The 23,188-nt window shown below is 72.7% G+C and carries 21 protein-coding genes; 9 read left to right on the plus strand and 12 right to left on the minus strand.

Annotation, left to right across the window (positions count from 1 at the left end):
- Positions 1-36 precede the first annotated feature (36 nt).
- From ACVV2G_RS05495 to ACVV2G_RS05520, 6 genes are all read right to left on the minus strand, one after another.
- On the minus strand, positions 37-1,374 hold the full coding sequence (locus tag ACVV2G_RS05495) for a TadA family conjugal transfer-associated ATPase (RefSeq protein ID WP_453841436.1): 1,338 nt from the start codon (positions 1,372-1,374) through the stop codon (positions 37-39).
- Positions 1,375-1,392: 18 nt separating this feature from the next.
- A complete protein-coding gene (locus ACVV2G_RS05500) occupies positions 1,393-1,755 on the minus strand; it encodes a TadE/TadG family type IV pilus assembly protein (protein WP_453841437.1) in 363 nt (120 codons plus the stop codon).
- A 1-nt stretch (position 1,756) separates the two neighbouring features.
- Entirely contained in the window at positions 1,757-2,086 is a 330-nt protein-coding gene (locus tag ACVV2G_RS05505) for a pilus assembly protein (RefSeq protein WP_453841438.1), read from the minus strand.
- A 191-nt stretch (positions 2,087-2,277) separates the two neighbouring features.
- On the minus strand, positions 2,278-3,537 hold the full coding sequence (locus ACVV2G_RS05510) for a CpaE/TadZ family protein (protein WP_453841439.1): 1,260 nt from the start codon (positions 3,535-3,537) through the stop codon (positions 2,278-2,280).
- Between the two features lie 7 nt (positions 3,538-3,544).
- Complete coding sequence (cpaB, locus tag ACVV2G_RS05515) at positions 3,545-4,252, minus strand: Flp pilus assembly protein CpaB (protein ID WP_453841440.1); 708 nt, start codon at positions 4,250-4,252, stop codon at positions 3,545-3,547.
- Positions 4,253-4,324: 72 nt separating this feature from the next.
- Positions 4,325-5,206 carry a hypothetical protein gene (locus ACVV2G_RS05520; RefSeq protein ID WP_453841441.1) on the minus strand — a complete coding sequence of 294 codons (882 nt, stop codon included), beginning with the start codon at positions 5,204-5,206 and terminating at the stop codon, positions 4,325-4,327.
- Between the two features lie 377 nt (positions 5,207-5,583).
- Here ACVV2G_RS05520 and ACVV2G_RS05525 point away from each other — a divergent pair, with 377 nt between their 5' ends.
- On the plus strand, positions 5,584-7,296 hold the full coding sequence (locus tag ACVV2G_RS05525; RefSeq protein WP_453841442.1) for a chitinase: 1,713 nt from the start codon (positions 5,584-5,586) through the stop codon (positions 7,294-7,296).
- Positions 7,297-7,436: 140 nt separating this feature from the next.
- Here ACVV2G_RS05525 and ACVV2G_RS05530 read toward each other — a convergent pair whose 3' ends face one another.
- The 6 genes from ACVV2G_RS05530 to ACVV2G_RS05555 all read right to left on the minus strand — a co-directional run bounded on the left by ACVV2G_RS05530 (position 7,437) and on the right by ACVV2G_RS05555 (position 13,384).
- Positions 7,437-8,792, minus strand: a complete 1,356-nt coding sequence (locus ACVV2G_RS05530; protein WP_453841443.1) for an Nramp family divalent metal transporter — start codon at positions 8,790-8,792, stop codon at positions 7,437-7,439.
- A 68-nt stretch (positions 8,793-8,860) separates the two neighbouring features.
- The gene (locus ACVV2G_RS05535; RefSeq protein WP_453841444.1) at positions 8,861-9,445 is read right to left on the minus strand and encodes a hypothetical protein; all 585 of its coding nucleotides are present in this window, start codon (positions 9,443-9,445) and stop codon (positions 8,861-8,863) included.
- Between the two features lie 89 nt (positions 9,446-9,534).
- Positions 9,535-11,022, minus strand: a complete 1,488-nt coding sequence (locus ACVV2G_RS05540) for a GntP family permease (RefSeq protein WP_453841445.1) — start codon at positions 11,020-11,022, stop codon at positions 9,535-9,537.
- A gap of 120 nt (positions 11,023-11,142) precedes the next feature.
- Positions 11,143-11,553 (minus strand): RidA family protein, encoded by a 411-nt coding sequence (locus ACVV2G_RS05545; RefSeq protein ID WP_453841446.1) that lies wholly within the window; start codon positions 11,551-11,553, stop codon positions 11,143-11,145.
- Entirely contained in the window at positions 11,550-12,347 is a 798-nt protein-coding gene (locus ACVV2G_RS05550) for an IclR family transcriptional regulator (protein ID WP_453841447.1), read from the minus strand. Before ACVV2G_RS05550 ends, ACVV2G_RS05545 begins: the two co-directional genes overlap by 4 nt.
- A complete protein-coding gene (locus ACVV2G_RS05555) occupies positions 12,344-13,384 on the minus strand; it encodes a sugar kinase (RefSeq protein ID WP_453841448.1) in 1,041 nt (346 codons plus the stop codon). The genes ACVV2G_RS05550 and ACVV2G_RS05555 overlap by 4 nt, the downstream gene beginning before the upstream one ends.
- 186 nt (positions 13,385-13,570) lie before the next feature.
- Between ACVV2G_RS05555 and ACVV2G_RS05560 the strand changes: the two genes are divergently transcribed.
- The 8 genes from ACVV2G_RS05560 (at position 13,571) to ACVV2G_RS05595 (ending at position 23,120) form a co-directional block, all read left to right on the plus strand.
- Positions 13,571-14,860: an amino acid deaminase gene (locus ACVV2G_RS05560; protein ID WP_453841449.1), complete on the plus strand. Its 1,290-nt coding sequence runs from the start codon at positions 13,571-13,573 to the stop codon at positions 14,858-14,860.
- Positions 14,861-14,870: 10 nt separating this feature from the next.
- Positions 14,871-16,481: an N-acyl-D-amino-acid deacylase family protein gene (locus ACVV2G_RS05565; RefSeq protein WP_453841450.1), complete on the plus strand. Its 1,611-nt coding sequence runs from the start codon at positions 14,871-14,873 to the stop codon at positions 16,479-16,481.
- A 201-nt stretch (positions 16,482-16,682) separates the two neighbouring features.
- Entirely contained in the window at positions 16,683-17,894 is a 1,212-nt protein-coding gene (locus tag ACVV2G_RS05570; RefSeq protein WP_453841451.1) for a pyridoxal phosphate-dependent aminotransferase, read from the plus strand.
- A gap of 150 nt (positions 17,895-18,044) precedes the next feature.
- On the plus strand, positions 18,045-18,467 hold the full coding sequence (locus ACVV2G_RS05575) for an SCO4983 family protein (protein WP_453841452.1): 423 nt from the start codon (positions 18,045-18,047) through the stop codon (positions 18,465-18,467).
- Positions 18,468-18,685: 218 nt separating this feature from the next.
- Positions 18,686-19,765, plus strand: a complete 1,080-nt coding sequence (locus ACVV2G_RS05580) for a substrate-binding domain-containing protein (protein WP_453841453.1) — start codon at positions 18,686-18,688, stop codon at positions 19,763-19,765.
- 16 nt (positions 19,766-19,781) lie between these two features.
- The gene (locus ACVV2G_RS05585) at positions 19,782-20,972 is read left to right on the plus strand and encodes a toxic anion resistance protein (protein WP_453841454.1); all 1,191 of its coding nucleotides are present in this window, start codon (positions 19,782-19,784) and stop codon (positions 20,970-20,972) included.
- Positions 20,969-22,522 (plus strand): vWA domain-containing protein, encoded by a 1,554-nt coding sequence (locus ACVV2G_RS05590; RefSeq protein WP_453841455.1) that lies wholly within the window; start codon positions 20,969-20,971, stop codon positions 22,520-22,522. Before ACVV2G_RS05585 ends, ACVV2G_RS05590 begins: the two co-directional genes overlap by 4 nt.
- The gene (locus ACVV2G_RS05595) at positions 22,509-23,120 is read left to right on the plus strand and encodes a hypothetical protein (protein WP_453841456.1); all 612 of its coding nucleotides are present in this window, start codon (positions 22,509-22,511) and stop codon (positions 23,118-23,120) included. The genes ACVV2G_RS05590 and ACVV2G_RS05595 overlap by 14 nt, the downstream gene beginning before the upstream one ends.
- The last annotated feature ends 68 nt before the right edge of the window (positions 23,121-23,188 follow it).

Consider the following 23,188-nt stretch of genomic DNA (forward strand, 5'->3'; position numbering starts at 1 on the left):
CGGGCGGTACCTACTCGGTTTCCATCGGTTCGGTTCCTACCTGGTCTCTCGGGTGGCGAGCTGGTCCGGGGTGTGGGCCACGCCGAAGGCCTGCGGGATGGGCTGGCCGGCCATGTAGAGGCGTTCGGCGGTGCGGCGCGGCAGGGGGTGGTACGCGAAGGCGCCGTCGATGCGGCCGTCGGTGGTCATCGGCCGGGCGTCGAAGCGGGCGACCGTGGCCAGGCGGTACGGCTCGCCGCCGTGGCTGGCCAGCAGGGCGATCTCCGTGATGCGGCGGACGCCGTCGGCGAACCGGGTGAGCTGGACGATGACGTCGACGGAGCTGTTGATCTGGTCGTGCAGGGCGACGAAGGGGACCTCGACGTCCGACATGGAGGCCAGGGTCTGGAGCCGCATCAGGGCGTCCTCGGCGCTGTTGGCGTGGACGGTGGCCAGCGAGCCGTCGTGGCCGGTCGACATGGCCTGGAGCATGTCCAGGGACTCGCCGCCGCGGACCTCGCCGACGACGATGCGGTCGGGGCGCATGCGCAGGGAGTTGCGGACCAGGTCGCGGATGGTGACGCGGCCCTGGCCCTCGACGTTCGGCGGGCGGGACTCCAGGCGGATGACGTGGGCCTGCTGGAGCTGGAGTTCCGCCGAGTCCTCGATGGTGATGATGCGTTCGTGCTCCGGGATCAGGCCGGAGAGGGCGTTGAGGAGGGTGGTCTTCCCGGTGCCGGTCGCGCCGGAGACGATGATGTTGAAGCGGGCCTGCACCAGGCCGGCCAGCAGGTACAGCATGTGCTCGTCGAGCGAGCCGAGGCCGATCAGCTCCTGGAGGGTGAAGGAGCGGGGGAAGCGGCGGATGGTGAGCGTGGCGCCGGTCAGCGACAGCGGCGGGATGATGACGTTGACGCGCTCCCCGGAGGGGAGGCGGGCGTCGACCATCGGGTTCGACTCGTCCACGCGGCGGTTGACCGTCGAGACGATGCGTTCGATGGTCTGCATCAGCTGGTCGTGGGAGGCGAAGCGGAGCGGGAGCTGTTCGACGCGGCCGCCGCGCTCGACGAAGATCGCGTCGGGGCCGTTGACCATGATCTCCGTGACGGAGGCGTCCTCCAGCAGCGGTTCCAGGATGCCGAGGCCGAGTGCCTCGTCCACCACCCGCCGGATCAGCTGGGACCGTTCGAGCGTCGACAGGACGGGGCCCTCGCGGCTGATGACGTGCCCGAGGACCCGTTCGAGGCGGGCCCGGCGCTCGGCCATCGCCAGCATGCTCATCTCGGCGAGGTCGATCTCCTCCAGGAGCTTGGCCCGGTAGGAGGCGACCAGGTGGGTGTCCTCGCCCCGGCTGCCGTGCTCCTCGGGGGAGTGGATGCGTGCGCGCAGACTCATGCGTCTCCGGCTCCTCGGTCAGTGGTCCATCGGCATGGTGGCGGTTCTGGTGGCGTCCCCGAAGTCCCAGCCGGGCACGATCGAGGGGATGCCGACGGTGGCGGTGACCGTCACCTCGTCGCCGCCGTACGCCGACGGGCAGCGGGTGCCGTCCGCCAGCCAGCCGCTGACGGCCGCCGCGCACGCCTCCTGGGCGCTCCGGTCGAGCGAGGCCCCGCGTGCCCCGGCCCGGGCGGCGGTGCCGGCCTGCTGCGCGGTGTAGGCGATCAGACCGAGCTGTACGGCGGCCATGGCGACGATGATCAGGACCGGCAGGAAGCCGAGGTACTCGATGGCCGCCTGGCCCCGGTCCCTCGTCCGGCCGCGCACGGAGTACGGCATCTCAGTCGTCCTCCTCCTCGACGGCGCCCGCGTGCCCGTGCACGGTGAACGGGAAGCCGACCGTGCCGGGGAAGAGGATGGGCACCTCGATCCGCACGTCGGCGGTGACATAGCCGCCCCCGGTGCCGCAGTCCACGCCGGCGCCCCCCTCCCACGCGCTGGGCAGCTTGTCCCGGCCCGCCTCCTGGCAGGCGCCCTGCCGCGCCCCCCGGTCGGCCGCCGTCGCCGCCCGCACCGCCTCGTCCGCAGCATTACCCGCGAGCGTGTACGTGTATCCCACGAGGACGAGCTGCCACAGCACGACCAGCGTGGCGATGATGGCCGGCAGCATGCCGAGGAACTCGACGGTGACCTGGCCCCGGTCCCGGTGAGGGCTCCGGTGAGGGCTCCGGCGGAGGTCCCGACGACCGTCCCGGTGAGGGTCCCGTCGGAGGTCCCGGAGAAGGTTCCGGCGGGATGCCCGCCGGTCCCGGTCCCGGTCCCGGTCCCGGTGCCGGTGCCGGGCACGGGTCCGTAACGCGTTCATCCCCCACCGTCCTTCCGCCGCCGGAAGCCCGCCGCCCCGCGGTCCCCGCGGAACCGGCCGCCCTTGCGCTCCGCCCCGCCCGCCTTGACCAGCCCCAGTTCGCCCGCGAGGGCCCACAGGGCCTGCTTCACCGTGCTCCTGCTGTCCAGTTCGTGGACGCGTCCGGCGTCCACGGCGCCCTGGAGCTCCTTGAAGTTGGCGGGGACGGTGGTACCGGCGACCAGCGTGCCGGTGATCCTCTGGATCAGCGGGGGCTGGATCTCCGTGCCCCGGGTGTGCCGGTTGACGACCACGGTGGTCTCCTCCGCCTTGCGGATCTGCAGCCGGTCCCACATCCGCACCACCCGCTTGGCACCCCGCACGGCGACCACGTCCGGGGTGGTGACCAGGAGCGCCGTGTCCGCCATCTCCACGGCCGCCGCGCCGGCCCCGCCTAGCTGGGCGCCGCAGTCGATGACGACGACCTCGTAGCGGGAGCGCAGGGCGCCGACGATCTGGCGGGCGGCGCGGTCGGTGACGTCCTCGCCGCGTTCCCCCTCCCCGGGGGCGAGCAGCAGGGCGAGGCCGGTGTCGTGGCGGAAGACCGCGTCGGCCAGGACGCGCGGGGAGATGTCCGTGATGGTGGCGAGGTCGGCCACGGACCGGCGGAACTGGACGTCCAGGTAGGAGGCGATGTCGCCGGTCTGGAGGTCCATGTCGACCAGGGCCGTGGGGCGGCCCGACGCCTGGGCGGCCAGCGCCAGCTGAATGGCCGTCAGGGAGGTCCCGACCCCGCCCTTGGCGCCGCTGACCGTGACGACGGTGCCGCCGGCACCGGTCAGCACGCCGCCACCGGTGCCGCTGCCCAGGTGCCGCCGTACGCCCACCGACCACTGGGCCACCGCGTGGACGCGGCTGGCGAGTTCCTCGTAGTCGAGCGGCAGGGCGACCAGCCCGCGGGCGCCGTGGTCCATGGCGGCCTGGAAGAGGCCGGGGCCGGGGTCGGAGGTGACGAGGATGACGCCGACGGCCGGGAAGCGCAGGGCGATCTCGCGGATCAGCTCCAGGGCCGGCACCGGGCCGATGCGCTCGTGGACGACGACGACCTCGGGCAGTTCGTCGACCGACTCGGCGGCCAGCCGGGCGAGGGTGTCGACGAGTTGGGTGGAGTCGACGACCGGGGCCACCGGTTCGGCGTCCGGGAGCCGGCCGAGCAGGTTCGTGACGGCCCGTACGGCGTCCGCGTCGCCGACCGCCGGGAGGATCCTCGTGGGCATACGGGTCTCACTTGTCCTTCGCGAGTTCGTACGTCCGGTCCTCGTCCGGGACCGTGGTGTCGCCGCCGGGCGCCACCAGCGCGAGCCGGACCCGCTGGGCGAACGACTCGGCGTAGGTGATGCGCTGGGCGTCGATGGCGGAGAGTGCGAAGGTGATGGGCACGGCGTCGGTGGGTTCGCGGTCGCGGCTGTTCTCGTCGGGCTGCAGCGCGGTGAGTTCGCCGACGTCGATGACCCGGGCGTTCGTCACGATGATCCTGGACTGGGCGGGGTCGCCCCCCCGCTCCCCCTCGAAGGTGGCGTACACGTTGACGGCGGAGCCCGGGGTGATCTTGCCGGCGACGCCGGTCGCCGCGTCGATCATGATGGCGACCTCCTGCTGTCCCGGCTGCAGGGCGGGCTGGTCGACGATCATGTCGCTCTGCAGCAGGGAGCCCTCCTTCAGCGTCGTCACGGCGATCTTGCCGCGGATCTGGTCGAGGTCCGTGACGGCGTTCTTCGACAGCCAGCGCTCGGGCATCTCGATCTTCTCGAACTGCGCCGCGCCGAGGGGCGTGTAGGGCTGCACCTCGTCCTTGAGCCGGTACGCGGTGACCTCGGGGCCGACCTTGGACTTCACGTCGTTGACGACGGACAGCACGCCGGCGAACGCGCCGAGGGCGCACAGGACCGACAGGATCAGCAGGATGATGCCGCGGCGCTGACGGGAGTTCATGAGCCGTGCAACCTCGTTGGGGGAATCGGTCGAGCCGGATCGGATGGCGGGGCGGGCGGAGCCGGTGCGGGCCTATCCCGTGAGCGCGCGTCTCTCGCGGTGCTGGAGGGCGCGGCCGGGGTCGTGCCGCCGGTCGTACTCCGGTGGCGTCGCGGAGCAGAACACGCAGCGGTCGCCGATGACATCGATGCCGCACCAGTGGCAGGTGCTCCGCCGCACCGACGTGACCAGCTGGTAGAGGACCGAGAGGTCGGGCAGGTGGGCGCAGAACTCGGTCAGTTTCCCGGTCCCCCACCACTCCTCGGACTCGGCGGGCAGCGGGGCCTCGCGCAGGCCCTGCGCCCGCCAGGCGGGGGCGAGGGTGCCGGTGACCCAGTCGGACGGGAGCTGCCCCTTGGCGACCAGCAGCCAGGTGCCGAACTCGGGGCCGTCGAGGGCGGCGCCGGGCCCGATCCTCACCAGCTGCGGTACCGGGTGCGCCACGACCCCGAACCGGCTGCCGGGCATCCAGGACCTGGCGTGCGCCTTCAGGCCGACGGGGACGTGGTCGAGCCGGGCGACGGAGCCGAGGAGCGCGCCGGAGTGGATGTAGTGGGTGAGCAGACGGCCGGCCGAGGCGAGGACGCCGGGGCTGAGGTCGCAGGAGGCGAGCTGGCGCAACTGCCGGGCCAGGACGGCGAGTCCGAGCGGAGGCAGGGGCGGGCGGAACAGGGCGATCCGGTCGGTCTCCAGGAGGGCTCGGACGGTGTGCAGCCGCCGTTGCACGCTCGTCGGGACGGCCCGCGAGCACACCACGATCACGTGCCCGTGCTGGTCGATCAGCGTCTGCAGTTCGGCCAGCACCCGCTCCAGCGGGCGCCGGTCCACGTCCTGGAGCACGACCGCGGGCAGCGTCCGTTCGTCGTGCGGCGGCAGCGCCATGTCGGCGCTGGTCACGGCGATGGCAGTTGGCATGCGCGGCTCCCCGTCTCCCCACGCCAGGCGGTCCACCGGTGGTACTCCGGCACACCCGGATGACTTCACTGCGTGACTACCTGAGCACTGTAACCACGCGTCTGTGACGGGAGAACAGCGTTTCCCGCAGCTGTGGAACAACTTGTGATGTACAAGGTGCGGCAAATCAGGACAGGTCGAGTAATACCTGGTGGGGGCCGAGTGGTCCCGGGGCCCGTCCGGGGGCGCGTCATGTGCGGGGGCCCGTCCGGGGGCGCGTCATGTCCGGCGGCCGGCGGCCAACTTGGTCCGGACCTCCCTCTTGACACCCCCAATTGGTCTGGACCACCTTGTATCCACTACCCCCCACCACCCCCACTCCCCCACCGGAGGCCCCCATGGAGTCCGTACGCAGACGGCCCGGCAGACGGACGAAGTTCTGGGCGGGAGCCGTCACCGCCGCGCTCGCCCTCTCGGTCACGGCCGTCGGCCAGGCGTCCGCCGCCGACGTCAACAACGCGAAGAACGCGGGCTTCGAGGCCGGTCTGAGCAACTGGACCTGCTCCGCGAACAGCGGTACGACCGTCTCCTCCCCGACGCACGGCGGCTCGGCCGCGCTCAAGGCGACGCCGAGCGGCCAGGACAACGCCCGGTGCTCCCAGACGGTCAGGGTGAAGCCCGGCTCCACCTACACACTGGGCGCATGGACGCAGGGCGGGTACGCCTACCTGGGCGTCACGGGCACGGGCACGACCGACGTGTCGGCCTGGACCCCGGACTCGGCCTCCTGGAAGCAGCTGTCGACGACGTTCACGACGGGTTCCTCCACGACCTCGGTGACGGTGTACACCCACGGCTGGTACGGGCAGTCGGCCTACTACGTCGACGACCTGTCCGTCTTCGGTCCGGACGGGGGCGGGGGCGACGACGGCGGCCCCGAGCCCTCGGTGCCGGCCGCTCCGGCCGGCCTGAGCGTCTCCGGCACCACGCCCTCGTCCGCGTCGCTGTCGTGGAACACGGTCGCGGGCGCCACCGGCTACAGCGTCTACCGCGACGGTACGAAGGTGACGGCGGTGACCGGCACGTCGGCGACGGTGACCGGCCTCGCGGCCTCGACCTCGTACTCCTTCCGGGTCACGGCGACGAACGCGGCCGGTGAGTCGGCGAAGTCGGCGGCCGTCACGGCCCGCACCACCGGGAAGGACGACGGCGGGGGCGGTGGCGGCCTGCCCCGGCACGCGGTGACCGGCTACTGGCAGAACTTCGACAACGGGGCGGCGGTCCAGCGGATCTCGGACGTCTCCCTCCAGTACGACATCATCGCGGTGTCCTTCGCGGACGCGACGACGACGCCGGGCGCGGTCACCTTCAACCTCGACTCGGCCGGGCTCGGCGGCTACACGGTCGAGCAGTTCAAGGCCGACGTCCGCGCCAAGCAGGCCGCCGGGAAGAAGGTCATCATCTCGGTGGGCGGCGAGAAGGGCACCGTCTCGGTGAACGACGCGGCCTCGGCGGCCAACTTCGCGGACTCCGTGTACGCGGTGATGCAGGAGTACGGCTTCGACGGCGTCGACATCGACCTGGAGAACGGCCTCAACCCGACCTACATGACGCAGGCCCTGCGCGCCCTGTCGGCGAAGGCGGGCCCGGACATGATCCTGACGATGGCGCCGCAGACCATCGACATGCAGTCGACGTCCGGCTCGTACTTCCGCACCGCGCTGAACGTGAAGGACATCCTCACGGTCGTCAACATGCAGTACTACAACAGCGGCTCGATGCTGGGCTGCGACGGCAAGGTGTACGCGCAGGGCACGGTCGACTTCCTCACCGCCCTGGCCTGCATCCAGCTGGAGAACGGCCTCGACCCGTCCCAGGTGGGCCTGGGCCTGCCGGCCTCCACCCGCGCGGCGGGCGGGGGCTACGTCGCCCCGTCCGTGGTGAACGCCGCCCTGGACTGCCTCACCAAGGGCACGAACTGCGGCTCCTTCAAGCCGTCGAAGACGTACCCCGGCCTGCGGGGCGCGATGACCTGGTCCACCAACTGGGACGCGACGGCGGGCAACGCGTGGTCCGACGCGGTGGGCGCCCACGTGCGCGCGCTGCCGTAGCCACGGCCCGTCGCCGGCGGCCCCCCGCCCTCGGGAACGAGGACGGCCCTCGGAAACGAGGACGGGGGGCCGCCGGCTGCGCGGGATGGCGCTCGGAGCGGCGTGGGACGAGCTGCGGCGGGGCCGGTGGTCCGCGGGTGTCAGAAGAAGTCCGCCCACGGCTGGTCCCAGATCTCCTTCAGGCACAGCACCAGGAACAGCAGTCCCGCGACCGCCAGCATGCCGTTGCTGAGCCGGCCGTTGCGCCACTCGGCCGGCGTGCGGGAGGAGTTGAGGAGCCAGATCAGGGTCAGGGCGAGGAAGGGCATGAAAGCCGCGCCCAGGACGCCGTAGATGATCACCAGGCGGAAGGGCTCGCCCTGGAAGAGCAGGACGAGGGGCGGGAAGGTCAGCCACAGCAGGTAGGCGCGGAAGGGCCAGGAGCGTTCGTGCTCGCCGGAGGCGAACTCCTCGACCTCGCCCGCCACCCCGCCGGCCTCGCCCGCCGCCCCACCGGCCCGCCTCTCGCGCAGGCGGGTCACGAAGTCCGCGAACATCAGGCTCACGCCGTGCCACACGCCGATGAGCGAGGTGAAGGACGTGGCGAAGAAGCCGATCAGGAAGAACGTGGCCGTCGCCGTGCCGTACTTGTCCTCCAGGATGTCGCCGAGCTGCACCAGGCCCTTGCCGCCGCCGGAGAGCGCGATGTCCGCGGCGTGCAGCAGCTCCGCGCCGACGAACAGCATGGCGACGACGAAGACGCCGGTCGTGATGTAGGCGACCCGGTTGTCCAGCCGCATCACCTTCATCCAGCCGGTGTCGGCCCAGCCCTTGGCGTTGACCCAGTAGCCGTAGGCGGCCAGCGTGATCGTGCCGCCCACGCCGCCGATCAGGCCGAGGGTGTTCAGGACGGAGTCCTCGCCGTCGGGGACGACGGGGAGGAGGCCGGCGAAGGCGTCGCCCAGGTTGGGGGCGACCCGGACCGCCAGATAGACCGTCACCACGAACATGACGCCCACCAGGACCGTCATGACCTTCTCGAAGACGGCGTACTGGTTGAACCAGACGAAGGCCAGGCCGGCCAGGCCGCAGGCCACGCCCCACCACGCGAGGTCCATCACGCCGGGGAACAGGGCCTGCAGGGGCAGGGCGCTGGACGACATGGCCGCCGCGCCGTAGGCGAAGCCCCAGACGACGACGTAGACCCCGAAGAACCAGGTGGTCCAGCGGCCCAGGCTCGCCCAGCCGTCGAAGAGGGTGCGGCCGGTGGAGAGGTGCCAGCGGCCCGCCGCCTCGGCCAGGGAGATCTTGACCAGGCAGCCGAGGACGGCCGCCCACAGCAGGGTGTAGCCGAAGTTGCTGCCCGCGATCAGGGTGGCCACGAGGTCGCCGGCGCCGACCCCGGTCGCCGCGACGACGATGCCGGGGCCGATGTGGCGCCAACTGGATCGACGGGGTGCCGGGCCGGGGTCACGTGGTGCCCCGGCGTCGCTGAGGTTGCCCGTGGTGTCCGCCATGCGGATCAACCAAGCCCAAAGCCGCCGGTGCGACAAGAGGGCCTGCCCGGATCTTCACCCCATGGTGTCTACTCGTCCGTTGTCCGCTCGGCGTCGGCCGGTGCCTTCTCCCCGTCCGGCTCGCCCTTCGGCTCGTCGTCCTCGAAGTAGGCGTCCAGGACCTCGTCCAGGGCGGTCTCCCACTCCTGGAAGCGGCTCCTGGACGTCGCCTCGATCTCGATCGGGTACCAGCGGCGGTCGGGCGTGTGCACCGTGACGGTGAACCGCTTGCCGAAGCGTCCGGTCTCCGTCTCGACGGCCCCGACCTCGTCCCAGCGGAACTCGCAGCTCTGGTCGTCGAGGGAGAGGCGTACGCCCTTGTGGTCGGCGACGATCCTGGCGCGGCGGTCGGACGCCTCGAAGACGGGACCGTCGGGGTCCTCCTCGTCCGGTTCGCCGGACTCCCCGGCGGGTTCGCCGGCGGACGGGTCCCCGACGGGGATGTCCTCCGCGTCGTGGGCGTCCCCGTCCCCGGCCTCGGTCTCCGGCTCCGGCGTCTCCGGTTCCGGGTCCTTCCGCTCGCCGGTCACGGGCGCGGTGAGCCCGGGGACGAAGGCCGGGTCGAATCCGGCGCCTTCCAGGGGCTGGCTGGTCGATCCTCTGCGCTGGTCCACAGCGGGCAGTATGGTCGACGATCCTGTGCCGGACACAGTCGGCCCCGACTTCGTTATCAGACGCCTACACAGGACCCGGCCCAAGGCGCCTACACGAACAGGCTCAGCACCGCCGCCACCACGAACCCGGCGACCGACAGCACGCTCTCCAGCACGGTCCACGTCTTCAGGGTGTCCCGCTCGCTGATGCCGAAGTACTTGGCGACCATCCAGAACCCGCCGTCGTTGACGTGCGAGGCGAAGATGGAGCCCGCCGAGATGGCCATGATGACCAGGGCGACGAACGCCTGGGAGTGGTCCCCCTCGGCGAGCAGCGGCGCCACGATGCCCGCCGTCGTCACGATGGCGACCGTCGCCGAGCCCTGGGCGACCCGCAGGACCACGGAGATCAGGTAGGAGAGGACGATCACCGGCAGGCCGACGTCGTTGAAGGTGTCGGAGAGGGCCTGGGCGACGCCGCTGGCCTTGAGGACGGCACCGAAGACGCCGCCCGCGCCGACCACGAGCAGGATGTTGCCGACCGGCTTCAGCGAGGCCGTCGAGACGGTCTCCAGGGACTTGCGGGACCAGCCCCGCCGGATACCGAGCAGGTAGTAGGCGAGGAGCAGGGCGATGGTCAGGGCCACGAACGGGTTGCCGAAGAACTCGATCACCGAACGGGCGGTGGAGGGGCCCAGGGCGATGGAGGAGAAGGTCGCGGCGAGGATCAGGACCAGCGGGGTGCCGATGATGCCGAGCACGGTGCCGAGCGCGACCGGGCTCTCGTGCGGCGCGACGCCGGCCTTGGTCTGCTCGTCGATGACGGCCTGCCTGGCCTCCTCGGCGGCCTCGACCATGTCCTGCGGTACGGGCACGAAGATGCGGCGGCCGATCCACGCGGAGAACGCCCAGGCGGCGAGCACGGCCGGGATGCCGCAGACGATGCCCATGAGGATCACCCAGCCGAGGTCCACCTTCAGCAGCCCGGCGGCGGCCACCGGGCCGGGGTGCGGCGGCAGGAAGGCGTGGGTCATCGACAGGCCGGCGAGCAGCGGCAGGCAGTAGAGCAGGATCGACTTGCCGGAGCGCTTGGCTGCGGCGTAGACGATGGGCGCGAGGACGAAGATGCCCACGTCGAAGAAGACCGGGATGCCGAAGATCAGGCCGGTGAGGCCCATGGCGAGGGGCGCGCGCTTCTCGCCGAACAGGCCCAGCAGCCGGGAGGCCAGTACCTGGGCGCCGCCGCTGACTTCGAGGATGGCGCCGAGCATGGTGCCCAGGCCGATGATGATGGCGACGTGGCCGAGGATGCCGCCCATGCCGGACTCGATGGTGGAGACGGCGTCGGACCTCTGGACGGTGCCGAAGAGTTCGGTGACCGACAGGCCGGCGAGCAGGCCGACGGCTATGGAGACGGAGAGCAGGGCGACGAACGGCTGCAGCCGCACCTTGATGATCAGGAAGAGCAGGAGCGCGATCCCGATCGCGGCGACGGTCAGCAGGCCCGCGGTGCCGTCGATCAGGTGGAGCAGGCCGCCGGTGTGCGGTGGGGTCTCGGCGGGCGCGGAGGCGGCGAGCTGGAGGGACGGGTAGGACATACGGGGGTCCTCTGGGTAAACACATACTGCTTTCGGGCAGGGCGGGGCGCGGCACGGCGCCCCCGGAAGGGGTGGGGGCACCGTGCCGTGCGACAGACAGACGGGACGTCGGGGCAGGGGTCAGCCCAGGACGGCGAGGGCGTCGATCTCGACGAGGAGTCCGGCGGGCAGACCGACGTAGACGGTCGTGCGCGCGGCGGGCGGCCGGGTGAGGCCCTGCTCCTCGAAGTAGGCGTTGTAGATCTCGTTCAGCTCGGCGAAGTGGTCCACGTCCGTGAGGTAGACGCGGATCATCATCACGTCGTCCCAGCTCGCGCCGCCCTCCTCCAGGATGGCCTTGACGTTGGCGAGGGTCTGGAGGGTCTGCTCGCGCAGGCCCGGGCCGGCCGGCGTGGGGGCCTTGCCCTCCTCGTGGGGGAGGAAGCCGACCTGGCCGGCGACCTGGAGGATGTTGCCCTTCTTCACGCCGTGGGAGAACTTCGCCGGCGGGACGGTGTGGGTCGCGGGGGTGAGGGCGGTCTTGTCGGTCATACCGTGTCCTTCTCGGGGTGGTGCTCGGGGTGGTGCTCGGGGTGCTGCACGGGGGTCCTGCCGGAGTACTCGCCGCTGATCGCGTCCGCCGTACGGCGCACCAGCGGGAGCAGGGTGAGGAGTTCGTCGGCGGTGACGACGACGTTCGGCGCGGAGACCGACATCGCGGCGACCACGCGGCCGTCGGCGCCCCGGATGGGCGCGGCGACGCAGTTGATGGACTCCTCGTGGCCGCCGAGGTCGGTGGCCCAGCCCTGTTCGCGCACCTTGGCCAGCTCCCTGACGAAGCTGTCGGCGTTCGGCGTCGAACGGGCCGTGTAGAGGGGGTAGTCGAGCTTCTCCGCCAGGGCGCGGCGCTCGCCTTCGGGGAGGTCGGCCAGGAGCAGCTTGGCCACGGCCGCGACGGTGAGGGCGACGGGCTTGCCGATGCGCGAGTACATGCGGACCGGGTAGCGGCTGTCCACCTTGTCGATGTAGAGGACCTCGTTCTCCTCGTAGACGGCGAGGTGGACGGTGTGCCCGCACTGTTCGTTGAGGCGGACGAGGTGGGGGTGGGCGACCTCGCGGACGTCGAGGTTCTCCATCGCCTCCTGGGCGAGGGCGATGAGCCGGGCGCCCAGGCGGTAGCGCTGGTCGGACTGGCGGTAGACGAAGCCGTGTTCGTGGAGGGTGCGCAGCAGGCGCAGCGCCGTGGACTTGTGGACGCCGAGGCGGTCGGCGACCCGGCCCAGGTCGGCGGGGCCCTCGGCGAGCAGCGGCAGGATGCTCAGCGCGCGGTCGACGGTCTGGCTCATGGTGTGCGTACCTCCTCCTCGGCCCTGTCGCCGGCCTGTGTCCAGCCGGGGCCGAGTCGCAGTCTCCCCCAGGCGTCGTCGTCGAGGGCGGCCAGGCGGTCGGCGTGGGGCCGGGCGGGGGGCGTGGCGAGGTCGCCGGGGACGGTGAGGGCGGCGGCGGCCATCAGGTGGCCGTGCCGCAGCCGGTCGCGCACGGGCAGGCCGCGCAGGGTGGCGGAGAGGAAGCCGGCGGCGAAGGCGTCGCCCGCGCCGACGGCGGCGACGACGTCGACGGTGAGGGCGGGGACGGTGGTGGCGTGCGGCCCGTGGAAGGCGGTGGCGCCGGTCGCGCCCTGCTTGACGACGAGCAGTTCGGGTTCGGGCAGTGCGGCGCGCACGGCCTCGGGGCCGCCCAGGCCCCAGGCCTCGTCCTCGCCGACGAACACCAGGTCGGCGCCGCGGGCCAGTTCCAGCAGCACCCGCGGGCCGTCGGTGTCCTCGCGCCACAGCCCGGGCCGGTGGTTGACGTCGAAGGAGACGAGGGGCCGGCCGGGGCGGCGGGCGGTGAGTGCGCGCATCAGGCCGAGGCAGTCGGCGGAGAGCGCGGGCGTGATGCCGGACAGGTGCAGGACGCGTCCGGAGCGGATCGCGTCGAGGTCCATGTTGTGCGCCGACATCGCGGAGGCCGCCGAGCCCGCCCGGTAGTACGCCACCTCGTGCGCGTCGGTGGCCCGGTCCCCGGCGGTGCGGAAGTACACGCCGGTCGGCCGGCCGGGGTCGCGGCGCACGGCGCGGACGTCGACGCCGTAGGCGCCGATCGCCTCGACGAGGTGGTCGCCGAAGCCGTCGGCGCCGGCCCGGCCGACCCAGCGCGCCGAGTGCCCGGCGGCGGCCAGGACGCAGGCCACGTTGGACTCGGCGCCGCCGATGCCCCGGTCGAAGGAGGGGACGTCGGCGAGCCGCCCGGGACGGGAGGGGAGGAAGGTGACCATGGACTCGCCGAGCGCGACGACGTCCACGACGTCGGAGACGGTGCTGGTGGGTCCGGTGGCGGTCACGATGGCGGGGGCTCCCTTGCGGCTCTCGCGGGCCCCGGTGGATCCGTTGACCCCGCGTTGGCCGAGATGTTAGACAGCAGTAAGCGACATACGCAATGCCTGTTGCACACCATGCAACGCCCGGCCGGACGCCGGCGCTCCCCCTGCCGCGGCACCCGACGCGACACCGCATCTCATGGAGGCTCCATGGCCCTCGACACCGGCTCCGAAGCCCTCGCCCGTCTGGCCGAGGAGCGCGTCGACCACCGCTTCAAGGGCCTCCCGCCGGACGCCCACGGCCTGACCGTCGGCGAGCTGACCGACCGGCGCCGCAATCTCTTCACCGACGGCTTCACCACCCCGGTGCTGGCCCTGTCCGCCGAGCGCCTGGAGCACAACCTCGCGCTGATGGAGTCGTACGCGGTCCGCCACGGCCTCGCCTTCGCGCCGCACGGCAAGACCTCCATGGCCCCCCAGCTCTTCCACCGCCAGATCGAACGCGGCGCCTGGGGCATCACCCTCGCGGTGCCGCACCAGGTGCGGGTCGCCCGCGCCTTCGGCGTCCGGCGGATCTTCCTCGCCAACGAGCTGGTCGACGCCGCGGCCCTGCGCTGGATCGCCGCGGAACTGGACACCGACCCGGACTTCCGCTTCGTCTGCTACGTCGACTCCGTGCGCGGCGTCGGACTGATGGACGCGGCGCTGTCCGAGGCGGGCGCCGCCCGCCCGGTGGACGTCGTGGTCGAGCTGGCCGCCGGCGAGGGCGCCCGCACGGGGGTGCGTACGGAGGCGGAGTGCGCCGCGGTCGCCGACGCGGTGGCCGGGGCCCGGACGCTGCGGCTGACCGGTGTCGCCGGGTACGAGGGCGAGGTGCCGGAGGCGAACCCGGAGAAGGTGCACGCCTGGCTGCGGCGGCTGGTCGCGCTGGCCGCGGACCTCGACCGGGCCGGACGGTTCGCCGGGCTCGACGAGATCGTGCTGAGCGCGGGCGGCAGCGCCTGGTTCGACGCGGTCGCCGACGTGTTCTCCGAGGTCCCCGCTCTCTCCCTGCCCGTGCTGAAGCTGCTGCGCTCGGGCGCCTACGTCTCGCACGACGACGGGCACTACCGCGAGGTGACCCCCTTCAACCGCGTCCCCTCCGAGGGCGCCCTCCAGCCCGCCTTCCGGCTGTGGACCCAGGTCGTCTCCCGGCCCTCCGCCGGGCAGGCCTTCGCCAACGCCGGCAAGCGGGACGCGGCGTACGACATCGACCTGCCCCTCCCGCAGGCGGTCCGCCCGGCGGACGGCGGACCGGAGCGCCCGGCCACCGGCATCACGGTGACCGGCCTGTCCGACCAGCACGCCTGGCTGCGCACCGCCCCCGGGGCGGAGCTGGAGGTCGGCGACTGGGTGGGGCTGGGCCTGTCCCACCCGTGCACGTCCTTCGACAAGTGGCAGCTGATCCCTCTCGCGCAGGCGGACGGAACGGTCGTCGACTACATCCGCACGTTCTTCTAGGAGGTCTCGCATGGACGAGCTGGTCATCCGGGACGCGGACGTGGTGGACGGCTCCGGCGCCGCCTCCTACCGCGCCGACGTCGTGATCGACGGCGGCCGGATCGTGTCGATCGTCAAGGAGGCGGCGGCCGCCGGCTGCCAGCGCCCCGCGGCCCGGCAGGAACTGGACGCCGAGGGCCTGGTCCTGTCCCCCGGTTTCATCGACATGCACGCCCACAGCGACCTGGCGCTGCTGCGCGACCCCGACCACAGCGCCAAGGCCGCGCAGGGCGTGACCCTGGAGGTCATCGGCCAGGACGGCCTGTCGTACGCCCCGGTCGACGACCGCACCCTCGGCGAGGTGCGCCGCGCGATCGCCGGGTGGAACGGCCCCGGAGACGACATCGACTTCGACTGGCGGTCGGTCGGCGAGTACCTGGACCGGCTCGACCGGGGCATCGCGGTCAACGCCGCCTACCTGATCCCGCAGGGCACCGTCCGGGCGCTCGCCGTGGGCTGGGAGGACCGGGCGGCGACCGGAGCCGAGCTGGAGCGGATGCGGCGGCTGGTCGCCGAGGGCATGGAGCAGGGCGCGGTCGGCATGTCGTCCGGGCTGACCTACACGCCCGGGATGTACGCCGAGGACGCCGAGCTGACCGAGCTGTGCCGGGTGGTGGCGTCGTACGGCGGCTACTACTGCCCGCACCACCGCTCGTACGGGGCGGGCGCGCTGCGGGCGTACGAGGAGATGGTCGAGCTGACCCGGGAGGCGGGCTGCCCGCTGCACCTGGCCCACGCCACCATGAACTTCGGCGTCAACGAGGGCCGGGCGCCCGAGCTGCTGGCCCTGCTGGACACGGCGCTGGACGCCGGCGCCGACATCACCCTCGACACCTACCCCTACACCCCGGGCTGCACCACCCTCGTGGCGCTGCTGCCGAGCTGGGCGAGCGAGGGCGGGCCGGAGGCGGTCCTGAGGCGGCTGGCGGACGACGAGACCGCCGAGCGCGTCCGGCACCACCTGGAGGTGACCGGTTCCGACGGCTGCCACGGCGTGCCGGTGGAGTGGGAGACGATCGAGATCTCCGGCGTGACCGAACCGGCGCTCGCCGAGTACGTCGGCCGCACGGTCCTGGAGTCGGCCGGGCTGCGCGGCGAGACCCCGTGGGCGGTGGCCCGCCGGCTGCTGCTGACCGACCGGCTGGCGCCGACCATCCTCCAGCACGTCGGCCACGAGGAGAACGTCCGCGCGATCATGCAGCACCGCGTCCACACCGGCGGCTCGGACGGCATCCTCCGGGGCAGCAAGCCGCACCCGCGCGCCTACGGCACCTTCCCGCACTACCTCGGCCACTACGTGCGCGAGCTGGGCGTGCTGTCGCTGGAGGAGTGCGTCGCCCACCTCACCTCGCGCCCGGCGGCCCGGCTGCGGCTGCCGGACCGCGGGCTGGTCCGCGAGGGCCACCGGGCCGACCTGGTGCTCTTCGACCCGGCGACGGTCGCGGCCGGCAGCACGTACCGGGACCCGCGCCGGCTCCCGGTGGGCATCCCGTACGTGCTGGTCGACGGGCGGTTCGTGATGCGGGACGGGCGGCGGACGGACGTACTGGCGGGGCGTTCGGTGCGGCGGACTCCGCGGTAGCTCCCCGGCGGGAGCCGTCGGCCGGCCACCCGGCTCCCGCGGCGGGCGAGCCGCCGGCGGTTCACCCGCGGCGCTGGGCGGCAGTCCCCCGGTGGTTCACCCGCGGTTCGGCGGCGGCTTGGGACAATCCACGCGAACCACACGTCTCACGTGGCGGAAGACACGACCCGTTCCACGCAATCGGGTCGTAAGCTCACGCACATGCAGGTGACCCAGTCGACCAAGCTCGCCAACGTCTGTTACGAGATCCGGGGCCCGGTGCTCGAGGAGGCGATGCGGCTGGAGGCGGCCGGGCACCGCATCCTCAAGCTGAACACCGGCAACCCGGCCGCCTTCGGCTTCGAGTGCCCGCCGGAGATCCTGGAGGACATCCTCCGCAACGTGTCGACGGCCCACGGCTACGGCGACGCGAAGGGCCTGCTGGCGGCGCGCCGGGCCGTCGTCATGCACAACCAGACCCTCGGCATCGAGACGGACGTCGAGCACGTCTTCATCGGCAACGGCGTCTCCGAGCTGATCGTGATGGCGATGCAGGGTCTGCTGGACGACGGGGACGAGGTCCTCGTCCCGGCGCCCGACTACCCCCTGTGGACGGCCGCCGTCTCCCTTTCCGGCGGCACCGCGGTGCACTACCGCTGCGACGAGCAGTCGGACTGGATGCCGGACCTGGCGGACGTGGAGCGGAAGATCACCGACCGCACCAAGGCGCTCGTGATCATCAATCCGAACAACCCCACCGGCGCGGTGTACGACGAGGCGATGGTGCGCGGGCTGACCGACATCGCCCGCCGGCACAACCTGCTGGTCTGCTCCGACGAGATCTACGACAAGATCCTCTACGACGAGGCCACCCACACCCCGACCGCCGCGATCGCCCCGGACCTGCTCACGCTCACCTTCAACGGCATGTCGAAGGCGTACCGGGTGGCCGGCTACCGGGTGGGGTGGATGTCGATCTCGGGGCCGCGCGCGCACGCCGAGTCCTACATCGAGGGCCTGACGGTCCTGGCGAACATGCGGCTGTGCGCCAACATGCCGGGCCAGCACGGCGTGGTCGCCGCGCTCAGCGGGCGGCAGACCGTCAACGAGCTGGTGCTGCCCGGCGGGCGGCTGCGGGAGCAGCGGGACGCCGCCCACGAGGCGCTGACCGGCATCCCGGGGGTGACCTGCGTGAAGCCGAAGGGCGCGCTGTACCTCTTCCCGCGGCTCGACCCCAAGGTCTTCAAGATCAAGGACGACCGGCGGATGGTCCTGGACCTGCTGCGCCAGGAGAAGATCATGGTCGTCCAGGGCACCGGATTCAACTGGCCCGAACCCGACCACTTCCGGGTGGTGACCCTGCCGACGGCCGGGGATCTGCGCGAGGCGGTCGACCGGATCGGGAACTTCCTGCACGGTTACAGCCAGCCCTGACCCCGGCCGACCCGGAACCCGCCCCGCCCCGCCTGCGCCCCCTCCGCTCCGCCCCGAGCCCAGCCGAACTCGAGCCAGAACCTGACCCTTCTCAACTTTAGATTGAATCCAATGTAGGATGGTTTCCTGAAGAACTCAGGAGGCCATCCCATGTACGAACCGATCCGTACCAGGTCCGTCCACAGCACGATGGCCGGCAGCACCTCGGACCTTCCCCACCGGTCCCGGGAGGAAGAGCTGGACATCCAGCTCGCGGGCCATCTCGCGGCACTGCTCACCGCCACGGACGAGCTGCGCGCACTGGCCCCCTCCCCCGACCTGGACACCGCCGCCGACCGGCTCGCCGAGCAGGTGGCCCGGCTGCGGGGAGGGCGGGCGCCGGTCCGCGTGCCGATGACCGCGGCCCTCCCCGAGCCGCACCTGGCGGCCCTGCACCGGCGGGCGCACACCCTGGCGAGCCGGGCCCTGGTGGTGGCGGCCTCCAACGCCGACACGGCGGTCGCGATCCTGACCGCCCAGCGCATGGACGCGCACGCCGCGGCCCTTGAGCCGCGCGAACTCGCGTCCCCCTGAGCCCTCCGGGCTCCCCCTGACGGCCCCGGTCCGCGCGCACCCGCAGCGACGCGCGGACCGGGTGCCACACACCCCCTCCCCGCGGGCGGACCGCGCGCAGGAGACCCGCTCCGGCACCGCCGGAGCGGGGCGTTCCTGTTGCATACCGGTATGGCCCGGACACCTCTCGTTCACCCGGGGCGCCACGGAACGTTGGGTTCCGCAGGGATGCTCCGCGTGTGAGACGGATAACGGGAATCGTCCTCGCGGTCCTGCTGATCGGCGGAGTGGTGGCAGCCGTCGTCGCGGGCCGGGAATCGGAGGACAAGGGCGCGGCAACGAAGACCGTGCGCGCGGTGATCGGGTCGGAGAAGGCGGCGTTCTTCACCGACCCCGACGTGGTGGACGCCCTCGCCGCCAAGGGCTACACCGTACGGGCGGAGACCTCCGGGTCGTGGGCGATGGAGGAGCTCGACCTCAAGGGCTACGACCTCGCCTTCCCGTCCAGCCAGGCACCGGCCGACGAACTCGCCGACCAGCACGGCGTGCGCAAGCCGCTGCCCCGGCCCTTCTACTCGCCGCTGGTCGTGGTGGCCCACCGCAACGCCGCCCAGGTGCTCGCGGACAACGGGCTCGCCGCGCTCGACCGCAGCAGGGGCGGCACCCTGAAGATGGGCGCCTTCCTGGAGGCGGCCCGCGCCGACCGCACCTGGCAGCAGCTGAAGGGTGCCGAGAAGTACGGCGAGCTGACCGGCACGGTGTACGTCGCGACCACCGACCCGGAGACCTCCAACTCCGGCGCCCTGTACCTGGCCGCCGCCTCCTACGTGGCGAACGGCGACCGGGTGGTCGCGAGCGACGCCGACCTGGACCGGACCGCGCCCCTGATGCGCAAGCTGGTCCAGGTCCAGGGCGCCCAGAAGTCCAGTTCGGACCAGGCGTTCCGGGACTTCACGAGCGGTGTCGGGGAACCGCTGGTGCTGGCGTACGAGTCGCAGGTCGCCGCGCTGCTGCGGGAGGGCGGCGACACCGTCGGGGACCTGACCGTCCTGTACCCGGACACCACCGCCACCAGCGACCACACCGTCGTACCGCTGACCGAGGAGGGCCGCGCGCTCGGTGAACTCCTCGTCGCCGACCCGGAGCTGCGGGACCTGGCCGTGCGGCACGGCTTCCGGCCGCAGGGCGCGGGCGTCGAGTTCGCCAGGGCGACCGACGCCCACACCGCGTTTCTCAACCAGCAGCTGACCGGCGTCCGGCAGGCGCCCGTGCCCACCTCCGGGGTGCTGCACGAGATGGCCCGCCGGGCGCGCGGATGACAGGGGGACCGTCCACGTGACCGGCACCGGAAACGACTTCACGCTCACACTCACGCCGCCCGAGCCCGTGGCCCCCGTACCCCGGGAGAAGGCCGGCGGACTCGTGCCCGTCGACGAGGGGGCCCGCGCCGACATGGAGCGCAAGGCCGCCGCCTACGTCGAGGACCTTGCCGCGCTCGACGCCCGCTCGCCGGAGTTCGCCGGCAAGGTCGGCGAGATCACCGGGCTCGGCGCCGCCGAGATGCGCACCGCCGCCGCGCAGTCCAACCGGATGCTGGAGCGGACCGTGCGCAGCCTGCCCGACCGGGGCGACGACGCCCAGGCGCGGGTCGCGGGCTCGCTCGTGGAGCTGCGGCGCGTGGTGGAGGACCTCGACCCGCGCGACCTGCCCGCCGCCAAGGGCCGCAGATGGCTGTCCCGGCTGCCCGGCGGCAACCGGCTGCGCGACCACGTCGCCAAGTACGCCTCCGCCCAGGGCACCCTCAACGGGATCGTGGGCTCGCTGCGCGGCGGCCAGGACGAACTGCGGCGCGACAGCGCGGCGCTGCAGACCGAGCGGGTCCGCCTGTGGGAGACCATGGGCAAGCTCCAGGAGTACGTCGTGCTCACCGAGGCCCTGGACACGGCCGTCGAGCGGCACGTCGCAGAGGTGGAGCCGGCCGACCCGCAGGCCGCCGACGCCCTGCGCGCGGACGTCCTCTTCCCGGTCCGGCAGAAGCACCAGGACCTGCTCACCCAGCTCGCCGTGTGCGCGCAGGGCTACCTCGCCATGGACGTCGTGCGCCGCAACAACGAGGAGCTGATCAAGGGCGTCGACCGGGCGGCCACGACCACGGTGTCGGCGTTGCGGATCTCCGTGATGCTGGCCTCCGCGCTGGACCACCAGAAGAAGGTCGTCGAGCAGGTCAACGCGCTGCGCGGGACGACCGAGGAACTGATCCGGGGCAACGCGGAGATGCTCGCCACGCAGAGCGGGGAGATCCAGCGCATCGCCGCCGACCCGGCCGTCGGGGCGGAGACCCTGCGCGGCGCCTTCCAGCAGATCTACCGCACCCTCGACGCCATCGACACCTACAAGGTCCAGGCCACGGAGGCGATGGCGGCGACCGTGGAGTCGCTCACGGGCGAACTCCAGCACGCGAGCGCGTATCTGGAGCGCAGCCGTGCGCAGGGCCGGCTGGAGTCCCACGAAGGGGGCCTCGCATGAGACGCGTCCTGGCCGGGTGCCTCGCCGCGCTCGCCCTCCTGACCGCCTGCACCACGCAGGAGGACACGACGGACGGCGCGCCGACCCCCGGTGCCCCCGGCACCGCCGAGCCCGGCACCCTGCGGGTCCTGGCCTCCAGCGAGCTGACGGACATGGCCCCGATCCTGGAGCGGGTCCGCGAGGACACCGGCGTCACCGTCCGCCTCACCCCCATCGGCACCCTCGACGCCGTCGACCTGCTGGCGAAGGGCGGGACGGACGGCACGTACGACGCCGTGTGGCTGTCGTCCAACGACTCGCTGCGCCTGCGGCCCGAGGCGGCGAAGCGGGTCGTGTCCGAGACGCCGGTGATGACCAGTCCCGTCGCCATCGGTGTGAAGGAGGCCGCCGCGCGGGAGCTGGGCTGGCAGCCGGGTCGGGTCACCTGGTCCGACGTGGAGCGGGCCGTTGCCGCCGGGAAGCTCACCTACGGCATGACCGACCCGGCCCGCTCCAACTCCGGCTTCGCCACCCTCGTCTCGGTCGCCTCCGCGCTCTCCGGAGCGCAGTCCGCGCTCACGGACGCGGACGTGGCGAAGGCGACGCCGCGGCTGAAGGAGTTCTTCACCGGCCAGAAGCTGACCTCGGGCTCGTCGGGCTGGCTGGCGGCGGCCTACCGGCGGCGCGGGAACGTGGACGCGCTGTTCAACTACGAGTCCGTCCTGAAGGGCATCGACGGCCTCACCGTCATCCGCCCCACCGACGGCGTGCTCACCGCCGACTACCCGCTCTCCACCCTCGCCTCGACGAACGCCGCCACCCGCGAGGACGTCCGCCGCGTCACCGAGGCACTGCGCACGGAGGACGTCCAGCGGGAGATCACCCGCCGCACGCACCGCCGCCCGGTCAACGCCGCCGTGCCGCCCGAGCCCGGCCTGGACACCGGCCGACGGCGCGAACTGCCCTCCCCGGGCACCCGGTCCGTGGCGGACGGCCTGCTCGACGCCTACGAGAACGAGCTGCGCCGCCCGTCCCGGACGGTGTACGTCCTCGACACCTCCGGTTCGATGGAGGGCGACCGGCTGCGCCGCCTGAAGCAGTCGCTCACCGCCCTCACCGGCGACTTCCGCGACCGCGAGGAGGTGACGCTGATGCCGTTCGGGTCCGACGTGAAACGGGTGACGACCCACGTCGTGGACCCCGCCGACCCGCAGGCCGGACTGGACGGCATCCGCCGGGACACCGAGCGCCTGACCGCCCAGGGCGACACCGCGGTCTACAGCTCGCTGGAGAAGGCGTACGACCACCTCGGCAGCGGCGGGGACACGTTCACGTCGATCGTCCTGATGACGGACGGCGAGAACACCACCGGCGCCGGAGCCGCCGACTTCGACCGCTTCTACGGTTCGCTGAGCGCGGCCCGGCGGGAGATCCCGGTCTTCCCCGTCGTCTTCGGCGACTCCGACCGCGCGGAGCTGGCCCACATCGCCGAGCTGACCGGCGGCCGGCTCTTCGACGCCCAGAAGGGCTCGCTGGACGGCGCCTTCGAGGAGATCCGTGGCTACCAGTGAGGGTGGCGGCGTCTGGGCGTACCTGGAGTCCCGCAAGAACCTGACCGGCAGTGCCTGCGGGCTGGTGGGCGTGGTGCTGACCTTCACGGGGGTGGCGGGACCGTACTGGCCCGTGGTCGTCGCCGGCCTGTACGGCGCCGGCGCGCTGCTCGCCCCGCCGGAGCGGCCCGCGCCGCCCGACTTCCCCGACGCCTCGGCGCAGCTGGAGGAGGTGCGCGGCGACTTCGGGCGGCTGCGCGTCTACCTGGCCGACGTCGAGCTGCCGCCGGGCGCCGGGGAGCGCCTCGGTGAGCTGACCGGCCTGCTGGAGGCGCTGCTGGAACCAGGCTGGGTCGCCGAGGTGCTGGCGGCCGATCCGGACGGCGTGCACGCGGTGTCGCGGGCGGTGCGGCAGGACGTGCCGGAGGCGGTGGACGCCTATGTGCGGGCCCGCTGGTGGACGCGGATGGCGCCGGGGCAGCAACCGCCCGAGCGGCACCTGGAACGGCAGCTCACCCTCCTCCGGGAGGAGGCGGGGGAGCTGACGGACCGGTTGCGGGAGGCCGAGGCGCGGCGGCAGGAGACCCACACGCGGTACCTGGAGGACCGCTCGGGCTGAACGGCGACCGGGGGGCCGCCAACGCCGAAGGGCCGGGTCCTCCGCACGCCGTTGTGCGGCGACCCGGC

It is taken from the genome of Streptomyces sp. JK94 (genome assembly GCF_053613315.1).